Origin of the sequence: Rhizobium sp. NPDC090279 (genome assembly GCF_044769665.1) — a bacterium.
In the GTDB taxonomy this organism is placed as follows: domain Bacteria; phylum Pseudomonadota; class Alphaproteobacteria; order Rhizobiales; family Rhizobiaceae; genus Rhizobium.
Genome location: NZ_JBIVYI010000003.1, coordinates 20767 through 39674, shown reverse-complemented (window position 1 = coordinate 39674; position 18908 = coordinate 20767). Strand labels below are relative to the sequence as shown.

Annotated in this window: 14 protein-coding genes; 5 read left to right on the top strand and 9 right to left on the bottom strand. The window is 62.1% G+C overall.

The annotated features are described in order from the left end of the window. Positions 1 to 74: 74 nt before the first annotated feature. On the bottom strand, positions 75 to 3074 hold the full coding sequence (polA, locus tag ACIQWP_RS08110) for a DNA polymerase I (protein ID WP_402784516.1): 3000 nt from the start codon (positions 3072 to 3074) through the stop codon (positions 75 to 77). A gap of 538 nt (positions 3075 to 3612) precedes the next feature. Here polA and ACIQWP_RS08105 point away from each other — a divergent pair. Then, on the top strand, positions 3613 to 4029 hold the full coding sequence (locus ACIQWP_RS08105; RefSeq protein WP_402784513.1) for a MarR family winged helix-turn-helix transcriptional regulator: 417 nt from the start codon (positions 3613 to 3615) through the stop codon (positions 4027 to 4029). A 99-nt stretch (positions 4030 to 4128) separates the two neighbouring features. Here the strand turns inward: ACIQWP_RS08105 and ACIQWP_RS08100 are convergent, their stop codons facing one another. Beyond that, on the bottom strand, positions 4129 to 6471 hold the full coding sequence (locus tag ACIQWP_RS08100; protein ID WP_402784511.1) for an EAL domain-containing protein: 2343 nt from the start codon (positions 6469 to 6471) through the stop codon (positions 4129 to 4131). A gap of 199 nt (positions 6472 to 6670) precedes the next feature. Here ACIQWP_RS08100 and ACIQWP_RS08095 point away from each other — a divergent pair, with 199 nt between their 5' ends. Both ACIQWP_RS08095 and ACIQWP_RS08090 read left to right on the top strand, forming a co-directional pair. Continuing rightward, the gene (locus ACIQWP_RS08095) at positions 6671 to 8059 is read left to right on the top strand and encodes a M20/M25/M40 family metallo-hydrolase (RefSeq protein WP_402784508.1); all 1389 of its coding nucleotides are present in this window, start codon (positions 6671 to 6673) and stop codon (positions 8057 to 8059) included. 133 nt (positions 8060 to 8192) lie between these two features. Next, positions 8193 to 9116: a nucleoside hydrolase gene (locus ACIQWP_RS08090; protein WP_402784505.1), complete on the top strand. Its 924-nt coding sequence runs from the start codon at positions 8193 to 8195 to the stop codon at positions 9114 to 9116. 48 nt (positions 9117 to 9164) lie between these two features. Here ACIQWP_RS08090 and ACIQWP_RS08085 read toward each other — a convergent pair whose 3' ends face one another. From ACIQWP_RS08085 to ACIQWP_RS08060, 6 genes are all read right to left on the bottom strand, one after another. Then, positions 9165 to 10157 (bottom strand): alpha/beta hydrolase, encoded by a 993-nt coding sequence (locus ACIQWP_RS08085; protein WP_402784502.1) that lies wholly within the window; start codon positions 10155 to 10157, stop codon positions 9165 to 9167. Between the two features lie 56 nt (positions 10158 to 10213). After that, complete coding sequence (locus ACIQWP_RS08080; RefSeq protein ID WP_402784499.1) at positions 10214 to 11383, bottom strand: M20 aminoacylase family protein; 1170 nt, start codon at positions 11381 to 11383, stop codon at positions 10214 to 10216. Positions 11384 to 11464: 81 nt separating this feature from the next. Continuing rightward, a complete protein-coding gene (locus ACIQWP_RS08075; protein WP_402784496.1) occupies positions 11465 to 12526 on the bottom strand; it encodes an ABC transporter ATP-binding protein in 1062 nt (353 codons plus the stop codon). Then, entirely contained in the window at positions 12523 to 14076 is a 1554-nt protein-coding gene (locus ACIQWP_RS08070; RefSeq protein WP_402786073.1) for an ABC transporter permease, read from the bottom strand. The genes ACIQWP_RS08075 and ACIQWP_RS08070 overlap by 4 nt, the downstream gene beginning before the upstream one ends. 211 nt (positions 14077 to 14287) lie before the next feature. Beyond that, the gene (locus ACIQWP_RS08065; protein ID WP_402784493.1) at positions 14288 to 15304 is read right to left on the bottom strand and encodes an iron ABC transporter substrate-binding protein; all 1017 of its coding nucleotides are present in this window, start codon (positions 15302 to 15304) and stop codon (positions 14288 to 14290) included. A gap of 120 nt (positions 15305 to 15424) precedes the next feature. Then, positions 15425 to 16309, bottom strand: coding sequence for a LysR family transcriptional regulator (locus ACIQWP_RS08060; protein WP_402784490.1), 885 nt, complete (start codon positions 16307 to 16309; stop codon positions 15425 to 15427). A gap of 100 nt (positions 16310 to 16409) precedes the next feature. Between ACIQWP_RS08060 and ACIQWP_RS08055 the strand changes: the two genes are divergently transcribed. Together ACIQWP_RS08055 and ACIQWP_RS08050 are read left to right on the top strand one after the other, a co-directional pair. Next, the gene (locus ACIQWP_RS08055; RefSeq protein ID WP_402784487.1) at positions 16410 to 16817 is read left to right on the top strand and encodes a CidA/LrgA family protein; all 408 of its coding nucleotides are present in this window, start codon (positions 16410 to 16412) and stop codon (positions 16815 to 16817) included. Continuing rightward, positions 16804 to 17508, top strand: a complete 705-nt coding sequence (locus tag ACIQWP_RS08050; protein ID WP_402784484.1) for an LrgB family protein — start codon at positions 16804 to 16806, stop codon at positions 17506 to 17508. The genes ACIQWP_RS08055 and ACIQWP_RS08050 overlap by 14 nt, the downstream gene beginning before the upstream one ends. 57 nt (positions 17509 to 17565) lie before the next feature. Here ACIQWP_RS08050 and ACIQWP_RS08045 read toward each other — a convergent pair whose 3' ends face one another. Further along, on the bottom strand, positions 17566 to 18903 hold the full coding sequence (locus ACIQWP_RS08045; RefSeq protein ID WP_402784481.1) for an MFS transporter: 1338 nt from the start codon (positions 18901 to 18903) through the stop codon (positions 17566 to 17568). Positions 18904 to 18908 lie beyond the last annotated feature (5 nt).

Below are 18908 nucleotides of genomic sequence, written 5' to 3'. Positions count from 1 at the left end.
GGTTCGAGGCTCCGGCCATTCTGGCCTACGCACCTCACCATGAGGGCTGACCTCCTTGCCATGCCCAGATTACCTCAGTGCGCCTCATCCCAATTGTTGGCGGCGCGCGCATCGACCTTCAGCGGCACGGCCATATCGACCGCCGGCATGGCGGCGTTTTCCATGACGGAGACGATGATCGGCGTCGTGCGCTCGACATCGGCATCCTCGACTTCGAAGATCAGTTCGTCATGCACCTGCAACAGCATGCGGACGCGATCACCGAGGCCAGCCGTCGCCAATGCCGGCTCCATCTTGATCATGGCGCGGCGGATGACGTCGGCGGCAGACCCCTGGATCGGCGCATTGATCGAGGCGCGCTCGTTGAACGCGCGTACGGAAGGATTGGAGGAGCGGATTTCCGGGAAATGGATGCGACGGCCAAAGATCGTCTCTACATAGCCCTTGTCGCGCGCCGTCTGCTTGGTGCCGTCCATGTAGTCACGGATGCCGGGGAAGCGCTCGAAATACTTCTTGATGTAGTCACCCGCTTCCGAACGCTCGATCGAGAGCTGATTGGCAAGGCCGAAGGCGGAGATGCCGTAGATGATGCCGAAGTTGATCGCCTTGGCGCGACGGCGCACCTCGCTCGGCATGCCCTCGACCGGAACGCCGAACATTTCCGATGCCGTCATGGCGTGAATGTCGATGCCGTCTTCGAAGGCCTGCTTCAGCTGCGGGATATTGGCGACGTGCGCCAGCACGCGCAGCTCGATCTGGCTGTAATCGGCCGAAACGAGCTTGTGGCCGGGGGTCGAGATGAAGGCCGTGCGGATCTTGCGGCCTTCCGCGGTGCGCACCGGGATATTCTGCAGGTTCGGCTCGGACGAGGACAGGCGTCCGGTCGTGGTCGATGCGAGCGAATAGGAGGTGTGAACGCGCTTCGTCTCGGGGTGGACGTAGCCCGGCAGCGCATCCGTGTAGGTGGATTTCAGCTTGGTCAGCTGGCGCCAGTCGACGATCTTGCGCGGCAGTTCGAAACCGGCGGCCGCCAGATCTTCCAGCACCTGCGCCGAGGTCGACCATTGGCCGGTCTTCGTCTTGCTGCCGCCGGCCAGTCCCATCTTGCCGAACAGGATATCGCCGAGCTGCTTGGGGGAGCCGATGTTGAAGCGTTCGCCAGCCAGCGTGTAGATTTCGTCCTCCAGCCGGGCCGCGCCCTGCGCCAGCTCGCCGGACAGGCGCGAGAGGATCTGCCGGTCGATGGCAATGCCGCGCTCTTCCATATGGGCAAGCACCGGCACCAGTGGCCGCTCCAGCCGCTCATAGACGGCAGAGAGCTTCTCCGCCGCAAGCCGTGGCTTCAGCACCAGCCAGAGACGCAGGGTCACGTCCGCGTCCTCGGCGGCATAGGCCGTGGCGCGGTCGATATCGACGAGATCGAAGGTGACGTTGGATTTGCCGCTGCCGGCCACGTCCTTGTAGGCGATGGGCTTGTGACCGAGCCAGCGCTCGGACAGGCTATCCATGCCGTGAAGGGCGTTGGAGCCGCCGTCGAGCACATAGGAGAGCAGCATCGTGTCATCGAAGGCCTTGGTCTCGATGCCATAACGCTTCATCAGCAGGTAGTCGTATTTCAGGTTCTGCGCGATCTTGAGGATGGAGGCATCCTCGAGCAGATCCTTCAATCTCGCCAGCGCATCCCGCAGCGGAATCTGGTTGTCCGCCAGGCCGCCGCCGAGCAGATCGCCGACGCCGGTCTTGTGGCTGAGGGGCACGTAAGCGGCGCGAATGGAGGCGCCGGTGGGATCGTTCTTGTTGTCGGCAATCGCCAGCGAAAAGCCGACGATTTCGGCCTGCATGACATCGAGCGACGTCGTCTCGGTGTCGAAGGCGACGATGCCGGTCTCTCGTGCATCGGCAATCCACTGGTCGAGCGTGGCGATGTCGCGAATGGTCACATATTTCGAATGATCGATCGGCGCGGTGGCGAAGCTTGCGGCGCGCGCGGTGGCAAGATCGGCCGGCTCGGTCAGCCCTTCGACGGCAAGGCGCGGCTTTGGCGCCGCCGGAACGGAAGCGCCCTCGGTAGCGACCGTGCTGCCGGCAACGGGCTCGACATTGTCAGCGACATCGAGATCCGGGCCATGAGCGGCGTCAGCAAGTTCGACCTTGACCTCGGACGGCTCGATCGTCGCCGGGTCGCAATCGCAGGCATCGGCGACACGGCGCGTCAGCGAGGTGAACTCCATCGCCTTCAGGAAGCCGATCAGCTTCGGGCCGTTCTGCGGTTCGAGCACCAGCGCGTCGAGTTCGAGCTCCAGCGGCACATCGGTCCTGAGCGTCACCAGCTGCCGGGAAATCCGGGCAAGTTCGGCATTGGCGATAATGTTCTCGCGGCGCTTCTGCTGCTTGATTTCTTCTGCACGGGCGAGCAGCGTGTCGAGATCGCCGAATTCCTCCAGCAGCTGCGCCGCCGTCTTCGGGCCGATGCCGGGAATGCCGGGCACGTTGTCGACCGAATCGCCAGTCATGGCCTGCAGGTCGATCATCTTGTCCGGCGTCACACCCCATTTCTCGATGACGTCGGGAATGCCGATCTGCTTGTCCTTCATGCTGTCATACATGTGGACTGTCGGAGTGACGAGCTGCATCAGGTCCTTGTCGGACGAGATGATCGTGACATCGGCACCGGTCGCTTCGGCCTGGCGAGCATAGGTGGCGATGATGTCGTCGGCCTCGAAACCGTCGGTCTCGATACAAGGCAGGTTAAAGGCGCGCGTTGCCTGGCGGATGAGCCCGAATTGCGGGATCAGCTCTTCCGGCGGGGCCGAGCGGTTTGCCTTGTAATCGGGGAAAATTTCCTTGCGGAAGGTCTTAGAGGAATAGTCGAAAATGACCGCAAAATGGGTCGGCGTCACCCCCACGGATGTATCACGCGCCGAGGTCAGCAGTTTCCACAGCATGTTGCAGAAACCGGAGACGGCACCGACGGGCAATCCATCGGACTTGCGCGTCAGCGGCGGCAGGGCGTGAAAGGCCCGGAAAATGAAACCGGAGCCGTCGACGAGGAAGAGATGATCACCTTTTTTCATGGAAGCATGGATAGCGTGGCGCACCTCCAACGTCCATATAAACTTCCGTTTTGCAGGCTAGCGCCTTTCCGCTTTTCCTCAAAACGCGGAAACGTTCTATCTTTTGTCTTTACGCAATTCCGGACGGAAAACCGCGATACACTTTTCCTGGAATTGCTTTGATGAGAGGGCCAAATCTCTCACCGAAACGTTACTAACTTTTAATCAATCTAATCTGCGCATTCCCTTGAAAAACCACATTCGAAACCTCAAATCATACTCACCGGCGATTGATACGCCGAGGGTCTGACAACCGGCCTGTCCCCCGCCATGTCAGACTTGGACAAAGGCCTATCCCCTCTCCGGGCCTTTGTCCCCCTTTTATGAGCCGCCATGGCGTCCCCTCCAGGCCATGGCGGCTTTTTCATATCAAAAAATGCAACCTATGAACGTGAAAAAATCGATCGAAGTTGCTGATTTCAAGGCGCGTCTACCCAAGAATTGCTGATTGTTTTGATTTTGAATTATCGGCATATTTGCAATCATGGGATTTAATCGGATGGACTCCGCCGCCTACCTTGCCAGTCAGATGGCAAAGGGATTCGCTCGCTCGTTACAGCAACGCGCGGCGAAGCTGGGCTTTTCCCCCGGCCAGTTCCCAATCCTGCTGGAATTATGGTCCGAGGACGGGCTTACCCAGAAGCAATTGCTTGAGAGGGTCGATATCGAGCAAGCGACTATGGCCAACACGCTGTCGCGCATGGAACGGGACGGACTGGTGGAGCGTCGCCCGCACCCGTCGGACAAGCGGGCGCAACTGATCTTCCTGACGAGCAGAGCCGTAGCCATGCAGGCGGAAGCCATAGAGGCCGCCATGGCCGCAGACACGGATCTTCTCAAGGATTTCCGTCAATTCGAACGCGAATTGCTGTTGGAATACATCCGGCGCGTTCTGGAGAATGCCAGGCAGCTCTAGAGCGTTTCCGTTTTTGGACGGAGTGACGGAAATGCTCCATCTCTTCGCTTTCACGCAATTCCGGACGCAAAACCACTGCGCGCTTTTGCAGGCATTGCGCTAGCCCTGCCCGACGGCCTTATCCAGGGTCGGGTGGAATTGGCTGGGGCCGACATCCGGCTTGCCGAAGAATATCCCCTGAAGCTGGGCGCAGCCTTCCTCGATGACGATGCGGCGCTGGGTTTCCGTTTCGACACCTTCCGTGACGACAGGCATGTTCAGGCTGTGGCCGAGGCCGATGATGGCGCGGACGATCGAGCGTGCTGCCGGATCGTGTTCGAGAGCGCCCGTGAAGCTGCGGTCGACCTTGATCTTGTCGAAGGGGAAGGCGCGCAGATTGCTGAGCGAGGAAAAGCCGGTTCCGAAGTCATCCATGACCACACGGACGCCGAGCCGGTGCAGCCGCTGCAACGTCGCGATAACTGACGTGCGCTCGCGCATCAGCGCCGCCTCGGTGATCTCCAGTTCGAGGCGCTGCGGATCGAGGCCGGTTTTGCGCAGGATTCGTTCGATCTGGTCGTAAAGGGTTGGAATCATGAATTGCAGCGGCGAGAGGTTGACGGCGACATTCGCCGGTTCGCTCCAGCGTGCCGCCTCCTGGCATGCCTGCTGCAGCACCCACTCGCCGATCGACGCGATCGATCCGCTTTCCTCGGCAATGGGAATGAAGGTTTCCGGATCGATGACGCCCCGATCCGGATGTGCCCAGCGCAACAGGGCTTCGTAGCCGGTCACGCTTTGGCTGCCGACATCGTAGATCGGCTGATATTCCAGAAAGAGCTGGCGGCGCAGAATGGCCTGGCGCAGATCGTTCTCGAGCTGGCGGCGCATACGCACGGCCTTGTCCATTTCGGCGTCGAAGAAACAGGCATGGCCCCGGCCCTGATGCTTGGCGCGATAAAGCGCCATATCCGCATTGGCGTAGAGCAGTTCGGCGCTCGTGCCGTCGCGCGGGTAGATGGCGATGCCGATGCTGACGCCGACGGCCGTCGGATCTCGCGCCGTGTCCATCTCCATGCCAAATTCCGCAAGAATGCGCTCGGCAAGACGCGTAGCCCCCTCAGGCTGCCGTCGCTTGGGCTGAATAATGGCGAATTCGTCGCCGCCGAGCCTCGCCACCGTATCGCCCTCGTCGATCGCGCGCTGCAGGATGCCGGCAACCTTGCAGAGGATGCGATCGCCTTCGGCATGGCCGAAGACATCGTTGATGGCCTTGAAGCGGTCGAGGTCCAGACAGAAGATGGCGACTTCTCCGCCCCTGCGGTTGACCATCTGCAGCGCCTGACGCATCCGCTGGTCGAACAGCGAGCGATTGGGCAGATCCGTCAGTATGTCGTGGTGCGCCAGATGCTCGATCATCTGCTGCGCCTGGCGCCGCTCGGTCAGGTCGCGCACAACAAGCACGCTGCATTCGTGACCGCGATAGGTGATCGAACGCCGCACGGTTTCGACGGGGATCGCCTTGCCGTCATGACCCGACAGCGTCGTCTCCAGCGGAATGGCGGCTTCGGCATGGACGTCCGTGTCGATCGTCAGGAAAACCTCGGGCGCGACGCCGATCACCTGCTGCGCAGACCATCCGGAAATGGCGAAGAATCGCTCGTTCGCATCGATCACCCGGCCGTCACGGACGATGAGCAACCCCTCCAGCGAGGCATTGGCGAAGCCGCGAAGGTCGGTGAGGTGGCGGTCGATGAAGATGGCGCCGAGAGCGATGAGGATCAGACCCATGGCCGCGGCCGTGACAATGCCGGCAAGGATGCCTCGATCGATGGAAAGGCCGCCGCCGGGCATGCCGACCTCGGGCGTCAGCGTTACCCCGCTCATCGCGGTGAAATGCAGGGAACAAATCGCAAGCAGCAGCAGGAGAGCGCCAGCCATGATGCGCCTGAAGCCATGAAGGCTGCGAAATACCAGGAAGGCCAGCGACGAGAAGATGGCACCGATGATAATGGAAGCGACGACGCGCGGTATATCGAAGGAAAGCTGCGCCGAGGCTTCGATCGCCTGCATGCCGGTGAAGTGCATGGCGGCAATTCCGAGCGCCATCAGCATGCCACCGACCGCAAAGGAGATACGATTGTCCCATTCGAAGGCGATGGCAATGGCAAGCCATGAACCGATGATGGCAAAAACCACCGAAAGCACGGTCAACGAAACGCCGTAGGAGATGGGAAGGCTGCTCTCATAGGCGAGCATCGCGATGAAATGCGTCGCCCAGATGCCGACACCGCTGGCAAAGGCTGCGGCGGTGATCCAGTAGCGACGCTGATGCGACTGGCATTCCTGCGCACGCGAAAACAGAAGCATGGTCGCAAGACTGCCGATGAGGCAGATGACTGCCGCGACGAGAATAAGCCTGAAGTCATGATCGTCACGAATGCATGCAATCACTGAAAACATTATGCGTCCCCAGAATACGCTTCTGGATTGAGGTTATTTCTAATAATCTAAAAAACTTGTAAACTACATGCGCAACTAATCACATAAGAGCCGGCTTCGATCGAAAGACGCAAGCTACGGTAAATTTTCGGTTTTAACGCCTCGAAACCGGCTGGCCTTTGGTCTATCGTCCCTCCAAATCTTATGTAAGGAGTCGGATATGACCGATCTATCGCCCGTTCTCGATCACGCCGATCAAAACCTGCCTTCCAGCCTCGACAACCTCTTCGAACTGCTGCGCATCAAGTCCATCTCGACCGACCCGGACTACAAGGCGGAATGCCGCAAGGCGGCGGAATGGCTGGCCGCCTACCTGAACTCGCTCGGTTTCCAGGCCTCCGTGCGCGACACGCCCGGCCATCCGATGGTGGTCGCCCATCATGATGCCGGCAGCGCCGACGCCCCGCATGTGCTGTTCTACGGTCACTACGACGTGCAGCCGGTCGATCCGATCGAACTGTGGGAGAGCGATCCTTTTACCCCGTCGATCAAGGACATGGGCAACGGCCGCAAGATCCTGACCGGCCGCGGCACATCCGACGACAAGGGTCAGCTGATGACTTTCATCGAGGCGGTGCGCGCCTATAAGGAAACCAGGGGCGCGCTGCCGGTGCGCATCACCATTCTGTTCGAGGGCGAGGAAGAATCCGGTTCGCCGTCGCTCAAGCCCTTCCTCGAAGCCAACGCCGCCGAGTTGAAGGCGGATTTCGCGCTCGTCTGCGATACCGGCATGTGGGACGGCGACACGCCGGCAATCTCGGCTGGCCTGCGCGGACTGGTGGGCGAGGAAATCGTCATCACCGCAGCCGACCGCGACCTGCATTCGGGCCTCTTCGGCGGCGCTGCCGCCAATCCGATCCATATCCTCACCGACATCCTCGCCGGCCTGCACGACGAGACCGGACGCATCACGCTTCCAGGCTTCTATGAGGGCGTCGAGGAAACGCCCGCCAACATCAAGGCCTCCTGGGAAACGCTCGGCATGACGGCCGAAAAATTCCTCGGCGAAGTGGGTCTGTCGATCCCTTCGGGTGAAAAAGGCCGCTCGGTGATGGATCTTACCTGGGCGCGGCCGACGGCAGAGGTCAACGGCATCTGGGGCGGCTATACCGGTGCCGGCTTCAAGACCGTGATCGCGGCGAAGGCATCGGCGAAGGTTTCCTTCCGTCTCGTCGGCCAGCAGAACCCGGCGGCGATCCGCGAGAGCTTCCGCGCCTATGTGCGTTCGAAGATCCCTGGGGATTGCTCGGTGGAATTCCACGAGCATGGCGGCTCGCCGGCCATCCAGCTTTCCTACGATTCGCCGTCGCTCACCAAGGCGAAGACGGCACTTTCCAACGAATGGCCGAAGCCCGCCATCGTCATCGGCATGGGCGGCTCGATCCCGATCGTCGGTGACTTCCAGAAGCTGCTCGGCATGGAATCGCTGCTGATCGGCTTCGGCCTCTCCGACGACCGCATCCACTCGCCGAACGAGAAATATGAGCTGCGCTCCTACCACAAGGGCATCCGCTCCTGGATTCGCATCCTCGACGCGCTTGCCGGCTAAGCGATCTGCGGGACGCGCCTGCCTCTTGCGCGCCCCGCAACCATTCCCGCCTGGACGGCTGGGCATGCCGTCATCCGGACCGGGCTGCCCAAACTGCCGTCACGTCATTTCGCTGCGATCGATGAGTTAGACCATGGGAATCTGGATCGACACCGACATGGGGTTCGATGACATCGCCGCCATTCTGGTGGTTGCGCATTCGCATCTCGTCATCGACGGCGTTTCACTGGTGAGCGGCAATGCGCCGCTTTCCCATGTCCGCGCCAATGCGGCGAGTGCCGCCGCTGTCTTCGGCTGGACGTTTCCCATCCATACCGGCCGCGAACTGCCTGTTCTATGTAAACTGGAAACGGCACAGAACATCCTTGGCCAGAACGGCATCCCCACGACGGGCAGGAGCCTGCCGCCAGCCGATCCGCTTCCATCCAGCGATGCCTTTACCGCGCTATGCAACTGGCTTTCCGACGGCAAGGGGCCGAAGCGCATCCTGGCACTTGGCCCGCTGACCAATATAGCCGCCCTAGCGCTGGCGCGCCCGGACCTTGCCGCCCGCATCGATGAACTGACATGGATGGGTGGCGGCGTCACTTCAGGCAACCATACGGCATCGGCTGAGTTCAACGCCTTTGCCGATCCCGAGGCCCTGGCGATCGTGCTTGCGCATGATCTGCCGTTTCGCATGGTTGATCTCGATATCTGCCGCAAGGTGCTGGCCTGGCCAGACGATGTCGCCCGCATCCGCGAGACAGACGGCGAAAAGGCGCAGCTGCTTGCCGACCTGTTGGAAGGTTACGTCAACATCGCCATCAGCCGCGGCAGATCGGCCATGGCAATCTACGACCCGACGGCGGCGGCCATCTTCGTCGAGCCGACGATTGCAACCCTTCGACATGCCCGGATCGATGCGGAACTGCACGGACAGTATACGCGCGGGCGCACCGTTGTCGAAACGCGCGCCTCGCATGTACAATTCAACGCCTATTTCGCCGCCGAAATCGATGCGGAGAAAGCACGCCGGATCATCCTCGATGCGCTGCTTGAGGAAGCTACCCGCTAAGCGCTTTGCTCCGAAACGGAGATCAACGATCTCCGTCTTTTGTGCATGCTAGGCTCGGCCGAAGCTCTGCTTCACGAACCGCGCGACCTCCTCAGCCAGCTCGCGATCTTCCGGCGCACCCATGAAACCGCCATGCGGCATGGCTTCGAAGACATGAAGCTCGACGGGAATTTTTGCGCGGCGCAGGAGGCGATGCATGCGCACGGCATTGGAGAGGAACAGATCCCGCGTGCCGCTTTGCAGGAATGTCGGCGGGAAACCCTTGGAGAAATCGCCGAAGAGCGGCGATAGATAGGGATGGGCGAGATCCGCTCCCTTCGCATATAGCAGATTGTTCGGCATCAGCGACCCCGGCAGGACGACATCGACAAGCCGATTGACCTGAAAGCTGTCCCCCGACTCCGTGAGATCCAGTTCCGGCGAGAGAAGAACCAGCGCGGCGGGCAAAGCCACGCCTTCATCGCGGGCGCGCAATATCATGGCGGCTGCAAGGTTGCCGCCTGCGGAGCGCCCACCGATGACGATATTCTCGGGCCTGTACTCCCGCAGAAGATTGCGATAGACCGCCATACAATCATCGAGCGCCGCAGGATAAGGATGTTCCGGCGGCATCCGGTAGTCTATGGCGTAACAGCGGATGCCATACTGGTCCGCCTGGCTCTGCGCCCCGGCGCGGCAGGCAGCTCCACCGCCCACGACCAGCGCCCCGCCATGAAGATCGATGTAGACGCGGTCTTCCGGGAACGCCCCGTCCGGCGTCGCGATATGAACGCAGGCCTCCTCGATTTGCACCGTCTGCACACTGGCGCGCACTTGCCCCGCGAGCCTTTCGGCTGCTGCCTGATAATAGACATCGGCAAAAGCCTTCAGCTTCATCCAGCCATCGAAATCGCTTACGTCCGGCATGACATGCTGCGCATTCAACGGGGTGCCGTCTTCACCGACCGCCCGACGCAGCGACGCCCGCGCCTCCTCGCTTATCGAAGCCGGAAACGGCACCGTCCGCTCCGGCAGTTTCACTCCGTTGCACTTATCATCCATGATATCTCTCGGTAGTTTGCCGGCGAATGGACGCCGACGTCTTGATTGTTATGCGATCAGACCGCCAATTCCTGTTCGACCAATGTCGTCCAGAAGGCCACGCCCGAGGCGATCGCATCGTCGTTAAAATCATAGGCGGTGTTGTGGTGCAAGGCGCCATCGACTGCCGGACCGTTGCCGAGCCAGACATAGCAGCCAGGGGCATTCTGGCCAAAAAATGAGAAATCGTCGCCGGCGGTCGACGGCGGAAAGCGGGTGAGCACGTTCTCGCCAAAGACCTCTGTCGCAGCCTTCAGCGCCCGCGCCGTGACATCGGCATCGTTGACGACGGGCGGGATGCGGCGCTCGAACTGGTAGTCGACGGCCATGTTGAACATCGCAGCCGTACCATGCGCCAGGCGCCCGATCTCTTCTTCCAGCTGGTCGCGGACTTCAGGCGTATAGGCGCGTGCCGTGCCGCCGATCTCGACCGTGTCTGGAATGACGTTCAGCGCCTTTGGATCGCCCGCCTGCAGCGAGCAGGCGCTGACGACGGCCGGTTGCAGCGGATCGACCACCCGCCCGACAATCGTCTGCAGCGCGGAAAGGAAGGTCGCCGCCGCCGTGATCGGGTCCTTGCCGAGATGCGGCTTGGCGCCATGGGTCCCCGTGCCCCGGAAGGTAATGCGCCAGCTATCGGACGAGGCAAGCTGTGCTCCCTCGACGACGGCCATCTCATCGACCGCAAGGCCGGGCATATTGTGCAGACCGTAGACAGCATCGCAGGGAAACAGATCGAAAAGGCCCTCTTCCACCATGCGCCTGGCGCCGCCGCGACCTTCCTCGGCCGGCTGGAAGATGAAATGTACCGTGCCTGAAAAACCGCGCGTGGCGGCAAGGTAACGGGCGGCCCCGATCAGCATGGTGGTATGGCCGTCATGCCCGCAGGCGTGCATCTTGCCAGGGATGGTGGATTTGTAGGGCCGACTGCCCTTCTCCGGCATGGCAAGCGCATCCATGTCGGCGCGAAGACCGATGCGGCGCGTGCCGTTGCCTACCTGCAGCGTGCCTACAACGCCGGTCTTGCCGAGGCCGCGATGCACCGTCAGCCCGGCCTCCTCCAGCAAGGTGGCGACGATGCCGCTGGTGCGCTCCTCCTCGAAGCCCAATTCGGGATGGGCATGAAGGTTGTGGCGAAGCGACGTCAGAAAGGGAAGATCCGGCTCGATCTCATCGGGAAGAGACATGTGGGATTCCTTCGGCATGGAGCACGATGATGGCGTTGCCTATCTTCCCTAAAGCCGTGCCTGCTTCAACCCAAATGACGCTCAGGCATCGAGCTTGTTGAAGACGTGTGCCTTTCCGATAACGGTCACCGAAACCATGCTGCCGATCTCGGGCAAACCGACGCCGGAGCTCTTGATATTCAACGTCTCCGAGCCGTTTGCATTGGAGAGCACGACCGTCACCGCACAGACGGCGCCGCCGAACTCGATTTCGGTGACCTTGCCGATGCAGGCAACACCTGCGCCGGCGCCGTCGATGGCGCCGAGACGCAATTGCTCGGGCCGCAGCATGATCTCGGTGCGCCCCTGCCGGCTCTCGGTATCGACCAGGACATGCCCGAGGATACATTTGGCAGATCCACCGTCGAGATCGGCCGGCAGCACGATGGCATCGCCGAGGAAGAGCGCGGTCTCGCGGTCTTTCGGGCTCAGATAAAGGGCTTGCGGCGTTCCTGCCTGGATGAGCCTACCCTCGCGCAGGACAGCGACCTGATCGGCAAAAGACAAGGCTTCCGTCTGGTCATGCGTCACCAGAACCGCGGTGATGCCGGCAATCTGCAGCACGCGGGCAACGGCCTTTCGCATGTTTTCGCGCAGGCCGGTATCAAGGGCGGAAAAAGGCTCGTCGAGCAGCATCAGCCGCGGCTTGCGGCCAAGCGCACGCGCAAGTGCGACGCGCTGCTGCTGGCCGCCGGAAAGCTGATGCGGGCGGCGATCGAGCATACCGCGGTCGAGTTCGACCATGTCGATGAGAGCGTTGATGCGCTGGTCGCGGTCGCGCGCGCCGCGCTCCATGCCGAAACCGATATTCTCCGACACGCTCAGATGCGGGAACAGCGCGCCGTCCTGCGAGACGATGCCGATCCCGCGGCGGTGCGCCGGCACGATGGCCTCGCCATCCGCCAGGGTCTCGCCCTGAAGCATCACCTGCCCGGCATCAGGGATCTCGAAGCCGGCGATGATGCGCAGCAATGTCGTCTTGCCCGAGCCGGAGGGGCCGACTATGGCCGTACGGCTGCCGGCGGCGACCGTGAGGTCGATATTGTCGAGTGCATGCACGGGGCCGTAGCGCTTGCTGATGTTCTTGATCGCCAGAAAGGTCATTGTCCGGCCGTTCTTTTGGATTGCACGTAAAGGAGAAGGGTGAGCGGTAGCGACAGGACGACCATCATGAAGGCGTATGGTGCTGCCGAAACATAGTCGATCTCGCTGGTCAGCGACCAGAATTTCGTCGCCAGCGTTTCCGTGCCGTTCGGAGAGAGCATCAGCGTCGCCGTCAGCTCATTGGTGATGCCGAGCGCGACCAACGCCACGCTGGCGGCAAAGCCGGGGGCGGCGAGCCGCATCGTCACCTGCCGCACGGCCTGCGCCGGGGTGCGGCCAAGCGCCATGGCGGCGCGCTCCAGCTCGACGGGAGCCTGGGCGATGCTGGCGCGCAAGCCGACCATGGCGCGCGGCAGGAACAAGAGGACATAGGCGAGCAGCAGCGTCGCAAAAGTCTGGTAGAGCGGCAGGATCAACCGGACGGTGATCGACACCAGCGCCAGGGCGACGACGACGCCCGGCAGCGAGCCGACATAATAGTGGCAGGCCTCGAGAATGCGCTGCAGCCGGCCCGGCGCGCGCACCGACAGCCATGCCATGGGGGTCGCGGCGATGGTGGCGAGGAGGCCGCCGGCGATCGCGAGAAGGATGGTCTGCAGCAGGGCGGAGCCGACCGTATCGATCCGCCAGACGCCCGCGCCGCCAAGATAAAGCCAGCGCGCCAGGGTGACGAAGGGAATGCCGAGCGTCAATGCGGCCGTGACGACAGGCAGCGCGATGGCGGGGCCGACGAACCAGCCCAGACGGCGGCGATCGGCCGGGCGGGCAGCACCCGAACCGATGCGGGCATAGCGCTCGTTGCCTCGCACCAGCACCTCGATGCCGAGCAGCAGCAGGCAGCAGAAGACGAGCACGCCGCCGAGCATGTTGGCGGCCGGGCTGTTATAGGCCGACTGGAACTGATCGACGATGGCGGTCGAGAAGGTGTCGAAGCGGATCATCACGTAGAGGCCGTATTCCGCCAGGAGATGCAGGCCGATCAGCAGCGAGCCGCCGCAGATGGCGAGACGAAGCTGCGGCAGGACTGCGCGGAAGAAGACACGCCAGGGACCGAGGCCGAGCGAGGCGGCCGCATCCTCGATCGCCGGATCGAGCCGGCGGAGGGCAGCGGCGACAGGCAGATAGAGAAAGGGGAAGTAGGCAAGCACGGATACCAATACGCCGCTCCAGAGCCCGCGCATGCTGGGCACGAGGCTGACCCAGGCATAGCTGTGCACGAAGGCAGGCACGGCAAGCGGCGCCGCGGCGAGCCACGACCAGAGGCGGGCACCGGGGATATCGGTACGCTCCGTCAGCCAGGCGAGCGTCACCGCCAGCAGGATGCACAACGGAATGGTGCAGACTTCCAGCAGGACGGTGTTGACGAGCAGTTCGCCGACGCGATTGCGGAAGATCAAGGCGATTGCTTCGGCCCAGCCGGTGTCGATGGTGATCCAGGCAATGAAACCGAGCGGCACCAGGCTCAAAAGCGCGACGACGGAAGCAAGGGCGACGACGGAACCATGCCGAACGCGGCTGCGGGGAGCAGCCGTCAACTGGGGCATTCGCATGGCGGCAGGCTCGCCGGCATATGTGTTCTTCTGCAGCAAATTCGAGCTGCCTTTCACGCCCTGAAATAGGAAGGCAACCGCCGCTTGCGGCGATTGCCCGATCGATCGGCCTAAGGGCCATCCGTATGCCCCTAGCAGGGCACACGACAATGATGCAAGAGCCAAGCCCGTCCGAGCGCGCTCTAAACGCGCCGCAGGGCGGGCTTTAAGGTTAGATGAGCCCTGCTTCCGTCATCAGGTCGGTAACCTTCTTGCTGTTCAGCTTCGAAGGCTCGACCTTCGGAGCCTGCAGGTCGGAGAGCGGCACCAGCTTCGAATTGGAAGCGTCGCCATTGCCGACTGCATATTCATAGGAATCGCCATCGCGCAGAACGGCCTGGCCACCCTTGCCGGTGATCCACTTCAGGAAAGCCTGCGCTTCCTTCTGATGCTGGCTGGATGCGAGGACGCCACCGCCGGAGATGCTGACGAACGCGCCCGGGTCCTGGTTCTTGAAGTAGTGCAGCGAAACATTCTTGCTGTTCTCGCCGGTCTTGGCCTGATCGCCGAACCAGTAGTAGTGATAGATCAGCGCGCCCTGGATTTCGCCGGCATTGACGGCTTTCATGGCGACGCTGTTGCCCTTGTAGAAGCTGGCATTTTCCTTCATCGCCTTCAGCCAGGCGCGGGTCGCGTCTTCGCCCTTCAGCTCCAGGAACGCGCTGACGATCGCCTGGAAGTCGGCGCCGGCCGGCGAAGCGCCCCAGCGGCCCTTCCACTTCGCGTCGGAAAGGTCCAGCATCGACTTCGGCAGATCGGCTTCCTTCAGCTTGGTCTTGTCATAGGCGAAAACCGTGGAACGGGCGGCAACACCGACCCAGTTGCCATCGGCAGCCTTGAAGGTTTCCGGCACCTGGGCGAGCGTTGCGGCATCGACCGGGGCAAAAAGCTTGTTGGCATCGACCAGCGTCATGCCCGGGGAATTTTCCGTCAGGTAGACATCGGCGGGAGAGGCAGCGCCTTCCTGAATGATCTGGTTGGCGAACTGCATGTCGCTGCCGTTGCGGATCGTGACCTTGATGCCGGTTTCCTTGGTGAAACCATCGGCCCATGCCTGCGTCAGCGCCTCGTGCTGGGCGTTGTAGACGACGATGCCTTCGGAATCAGCGGCATTCGCCATCATCGGAGCAAGGGCAAGGCCTGCAGTCAGCGCCAGCGCACTGGTGAGATGAGTAAAGGAAAAAGTCATTAAGTCCCCTCGCTTGGAAAGCGCCGCCACCGGGCGGCAATGCGATAGCCTATATTTATCCTGACCGTTTTTTTCAAGTTTGCACTCAGGTCGCTTTATCACAAAAGTTTGAAATCAGAGTCAAGATTTCGCCGAGATCTCTGCGGCGAGGTCGAGCCAGGCGCGGCCGGCATGCGATAGATAGCCGCCGCGCCGCCAGATCCAGGCCATATGCCACTCCATTCCCGGCTCGACGACAAGCGCATGGCAGACGCCCGGGCGCTGGCGCTGCTCGGCGATCAGCCGCGGCAGGAAGCCGACCCCGAGGCCTGCGGCAACCAGTTCGACGATGAAATTGATCTGGCTGGAGCGGGCGGCGATATCAGGCGCGAAGCCGGCGCTGCGGCAGGCATCCAGAATGATGCCGTTGAGCGCAAAGCCAGTTTCGAACAGAAGGAAGGAATTGCCCTTGAGCGCCGCGAGCGGCACCGCCTCTTGCCCCGCGAGAGGATGAGACGATGGCAACAGAACATGCATCGGTTCACAGCGCACGCTTTGCCATTCGAAGGCGTCGGCCGTCGGCAAGAGCGAGGCGCCGAGATCGACCTCGTCGGCCAGCACCATTTCCTCAAGCCGTTTCGCCCCCTGCTCCACCAGCCTGATCTCGATGCCGGGATAGCGGTTGCGGAAGACGGCGAAGACCGGCGCGAACAGCGCATCGTTGCCGATCGGCGGCAGGCCGAGGCGCAGGGTGCCGCGCGCAAGCCCTCGCAGCTCGGACAATTCGGACAGCAGGTCATCACGTCCGGCGAGGATCGCGACCGCTCGGCGATAGACCACCTCGCCGGCATCCGTCAGCGTCGTGCGATGACCGATGCGATTGAGCAAGGGCAGGCCGAGCTCGTCCTCGAGCTGACGCACGGCCTTGCTGACGGCCGACTGGGTTGTGAACACCATCTTGGCGGCTTCCGAAAAGCCGCCCTGGCGCACCACCTCGACAAAGGCTTTGAGTGTCCGAAGCTCCATCTCTATTCCATATAGGACTGGACCTTATGAAATCAATTCATTTTGTTCATGCAAGGGTAGCGCTTATCTTCAGGCCATCCGATCTTCCCCGAGTTTCTCCATGCATATCGACCTACAGAACCATCCGAAACTGAGCCGTCTCGCTCAGATCGTCCTCCTGCTTGCCTTCTGGCAGGCGGGCGAGACAATCGTGCGTCTGACACACCTGCCGATACCCGGCGCCATTGCCGGCATGCTGCTGGTGCTTGCGCTGTTTGCCAGTGGCAAGGTCAGCATGACGAGCATGAAGCGCGGCGCGGAATGGTTTCTTGCCGAGATGCTGCTGTTCTTCGTTCCGGCAGTGCTGGCCTTGCTCGACCATGGCGAATTCATCGGCATCGTCGGGCTGAAGGTGCTCGCGGTCATCCTCGCCGGCACGATCATCGTCATGGGCGTTACCGCCATCGCTATCGATGTCGGCTACCGCCTGATGATGCGCCAGGGAGCATCCAGCCATGCCCAGCATTGAAACCTTCGCATCCGGCCTGTTCTGGCCGCTGGCGACGATCGGCCTCTACTACGTGTCGAAGGCGCTCTACCGCCGTTGGCCTTCGCTCTGGCTGTCGCCGCTGGTGGCGGCGCCGGCGGTTCTGATCGCCATCGCGCTCGCGCTGCATACCAGTTATCAGGACTACATGCATGATAGCCGCTGGCTGCTTGCGTTGCTTGGGCCCGCGACCGTCGCCTTTGCCGTGCCAATCTACGAGCAGCGCGACCTCATCAAGCGCTATTGGCCGGTCCTGCTGTTCGGGGTGACGGTCGGCAGCACGACGGCGATGCTCTCGGCCTGGGGGCTCGCCAGCCTCTTCGGCCTCGACGAAAGCCTGTGTCTCAGCCTGATGCCGCGCTCGATCAGCACGCCTTTCGCCATGGTCGTATCGGGCGATATCGGCGGCATCCCCAACCTGACCGCCGTCTTCGTCGTCATCACCGGCCTGTTTGGCGCCGTTGTCGGTCAGATAATGTTGCGGCTGCTGCCGCTGCGATCGGGCATGGCGCGCGGCGCGCTTTACGGCATGGGCGCGCACGGCATCGGCGTTGCCAAGGCGCATGAGATCGGCCGCGAGGAAGGATCGATTGCCGGTCTCGTCATGGTGCTCGTCGGGCTGGCGAACGTGCTGGCGGCGCCGCTGATCGCCTGGATCATGCATTCCGTCTGAACAAAAAAAGCCGCGGCACCTTCATGCCGCGGCCCTTGTCACTTCGAGAATTCCGTCTCAGTTGTCGCGCGTCTCCAGCGTCTTGCTGAAGAAGATCGCGACGAGCGTGCAGACGACGCCCGACAGCAGATAGAGGCTGGTATAGACGAGGCCGAACTGGCTGGAGAGGGCAAGCGCCACGAACGGCGCAAAGCCTGCGCCGATCAGCCAGGACAGATCCGAGGTCAGGGCCGAACCGCTGTAGCGATAGTTCTGGGTGAAGCGCGAGGCGCTGGCGCCGGCGGCCTGGCCAAAGGAAAGGCCGAGCAGCGTGAAGCCGAGAACCACATAGATGTGACGGCCGGTCGTCCCGCCATCGAGCAGCCAGGGCGCTACGAAGGCGAAGCAGGCGATCAGCACGGCGCCGATGGCAAGCTGGTTGCGGCGGCCGATCCGGTCGGCGAGCATCCCGGAACAGATGATGCCGACGATGCCGCAGATGGCACCGAGGAATTCCACCAGCAGAAACGAACCTGAAGACTGCTCGCTATAGAGCGTGACCCAGCCGAGCGGGAAGACCGTGACCAGATGGAAGGTCGCGAAGCTTGCGAGCGGCACGAAGGCGCCGATCAGGACGTCCCGACCATGCACGCGCAACAATTCCGTCATCTTCACGGGCTCGAGTTCGTGGCGTTCCAGCAGCGTGCCGAATTCCTCGGTCGCCACCAGACGCAGGCGAGCAAAGAGCGCAACGACGTTGACGGCGAAAGCGCAGAAGAACGGATAGCGCCAACCCCAATCCAGGAAGTCGGCCGTCGTGAGGCTCGTGACGAAATAGGCGAACAGGGCGCTTGCCAGCATGAAGCCGATCGGGGCGCCGAGCTGCGGGATCATCGCATACCAGCCACGGTGGTTGGTGGGCGCGTTCAATGCCAGCAACGATGCCAGACCGTCCCATGCACCGCCGAGCGCGAGGCCCTGACCGATGCGGAAGACGGCAAGCAGAATGATCGCGTAGACGCCGACTTCCGAATAGCCGGGCAGGAAGCTCATCGCCGCCGTCGAGCCGCCGAGCAGGAACAGCGCGATCGTCAGCTTGACGCCGCGTCCATACCGGCGGTCGACCGCCATGAAGATGAACGAGCCGATCGGGCGGGCGATGAAAGCCAGCGAGAAGACCAGGAAGGACAACAGCGTGCCATGCAACGGATCGGCGAAGGGGAAGATCAGCTTCGGGAAGACCAGCACCGATGCGATGGCATAGACGAAGAAATCGAAGAATTCTGACGTGCGACCAATGATCACGCCGATGGCGATATTGCCGGCAGCCACGGAGCCGCCCGCATGCATACTGCGGGCATCACTTTCGAGAGTTGAAGACGTTGGATTTAGTGTTTCATGCGTAACGCTGACCATGCGCG

Excerpts from the sequence above, each read along its gene's own strand:
- polA (WP_402784516.1), bottom strand. The coding sequence starts at position 3,074 with ATGAAAAAAGGTGATCATCTCTTCCTCGTCGACGGCTCCGGTTTCATT.
- ACIQWP_RS08105 (WP_402784513.1), top strand. The coding sequence starts at position 3,613 with ATGGACTCCGCCGCCTACCTTGCCAGTCAGATGGCAAAGGGATTCGCT.
- ACIQWP_RS08100 (WP_402784511.1), bottom strand. The coding sequence starts at position 6,471 with ATGTTTTCAGTGATTGCATGCATTCGTGACGATCATGACTTCAGGCTT.
- ACIQWP_RS08095 (WP_402784508.1), top strand. The coding sequence starts at position 6,671 with ATGACCGATCTATCGCCCGTTCTCGATCACGCCGATCAAAACCTGCCT.
- ACIQWP_RS08090 (WP_402784505.1), top strand. The coding sequence starts at position 8,193 with ATGGGAATCTGGATCGACACCGACATGGGGTTCGATGACATCGCCGCC.
- ACIQWP_RS08085 (WP_402784502.1), bottom strand. The coding sequence starts at position 10,157 with ATGGATGATAAGTGCAACGGAGTGAAACTGCCGGAGCGGACGGTGCCG.
- ACIQWP_RS08080 (WP_402784499.1), bottom strand. The coding sequence starts at position 11,383 with ATGTCTCTTCCCGATGAGATCGAGCCGGATCTTCCCTTTCTGACGTCG.
- ACIQWP_RS08075 (WP_402784496.1), bottom strand. The coding sequence starts at position 12,526 with ATGACCTTTCTGGCGATCAAGAACATCAGCAAGCGCTACGGCCCCGTG.
- ACIQWP_RS08070 (WP_402786073.1), bottom strand. The coding sequence starts at position 14,076 with ATGCGAATGCCCCAGTTGACGGCTGCTCCCCGCAGCCGCGTTCGGCAT.
- ACIQWP_RS08065 (WP_402784493.1), bottom strand. The coding sequence starts at position 15,304 with ATGACTTTTTCCTTTACTCATCTCACCAGTGCGCTGGCGCTGACTGCA.
- ACIQWP_RS08060 (WP_402784490.1), bottom strand. The coding sequence starts at position 16,309 with ATGGAGCTTCGGACACTCAAAGCCTTTGTCGAGGTGGTGCGCCAGGGC.
- ACIQWP_RS08055 (WP_402784487.1), top strand. The coding sequence starts at position 16,410 with ATGCATATCGACCTACAGAACCATCCGAAACTGAGCCGTCTCGCTCAG.
- ACIQWP_RS08050 (WP_402784484.1), top strand. The coding sequence starts at position 16,804 with ATGCCCAGCATTGAAACCTTCGCATCCGGCCTGTTCTGGCCGCTGGCG.
- ACIQWP_RS08045 (WP_402784481.1), bottom strand. The coding sequence starts at position 18,903 with ATGGTCAGCGTTACGCATGAAACACTAAATCCAACGTCTTCAACTCTC.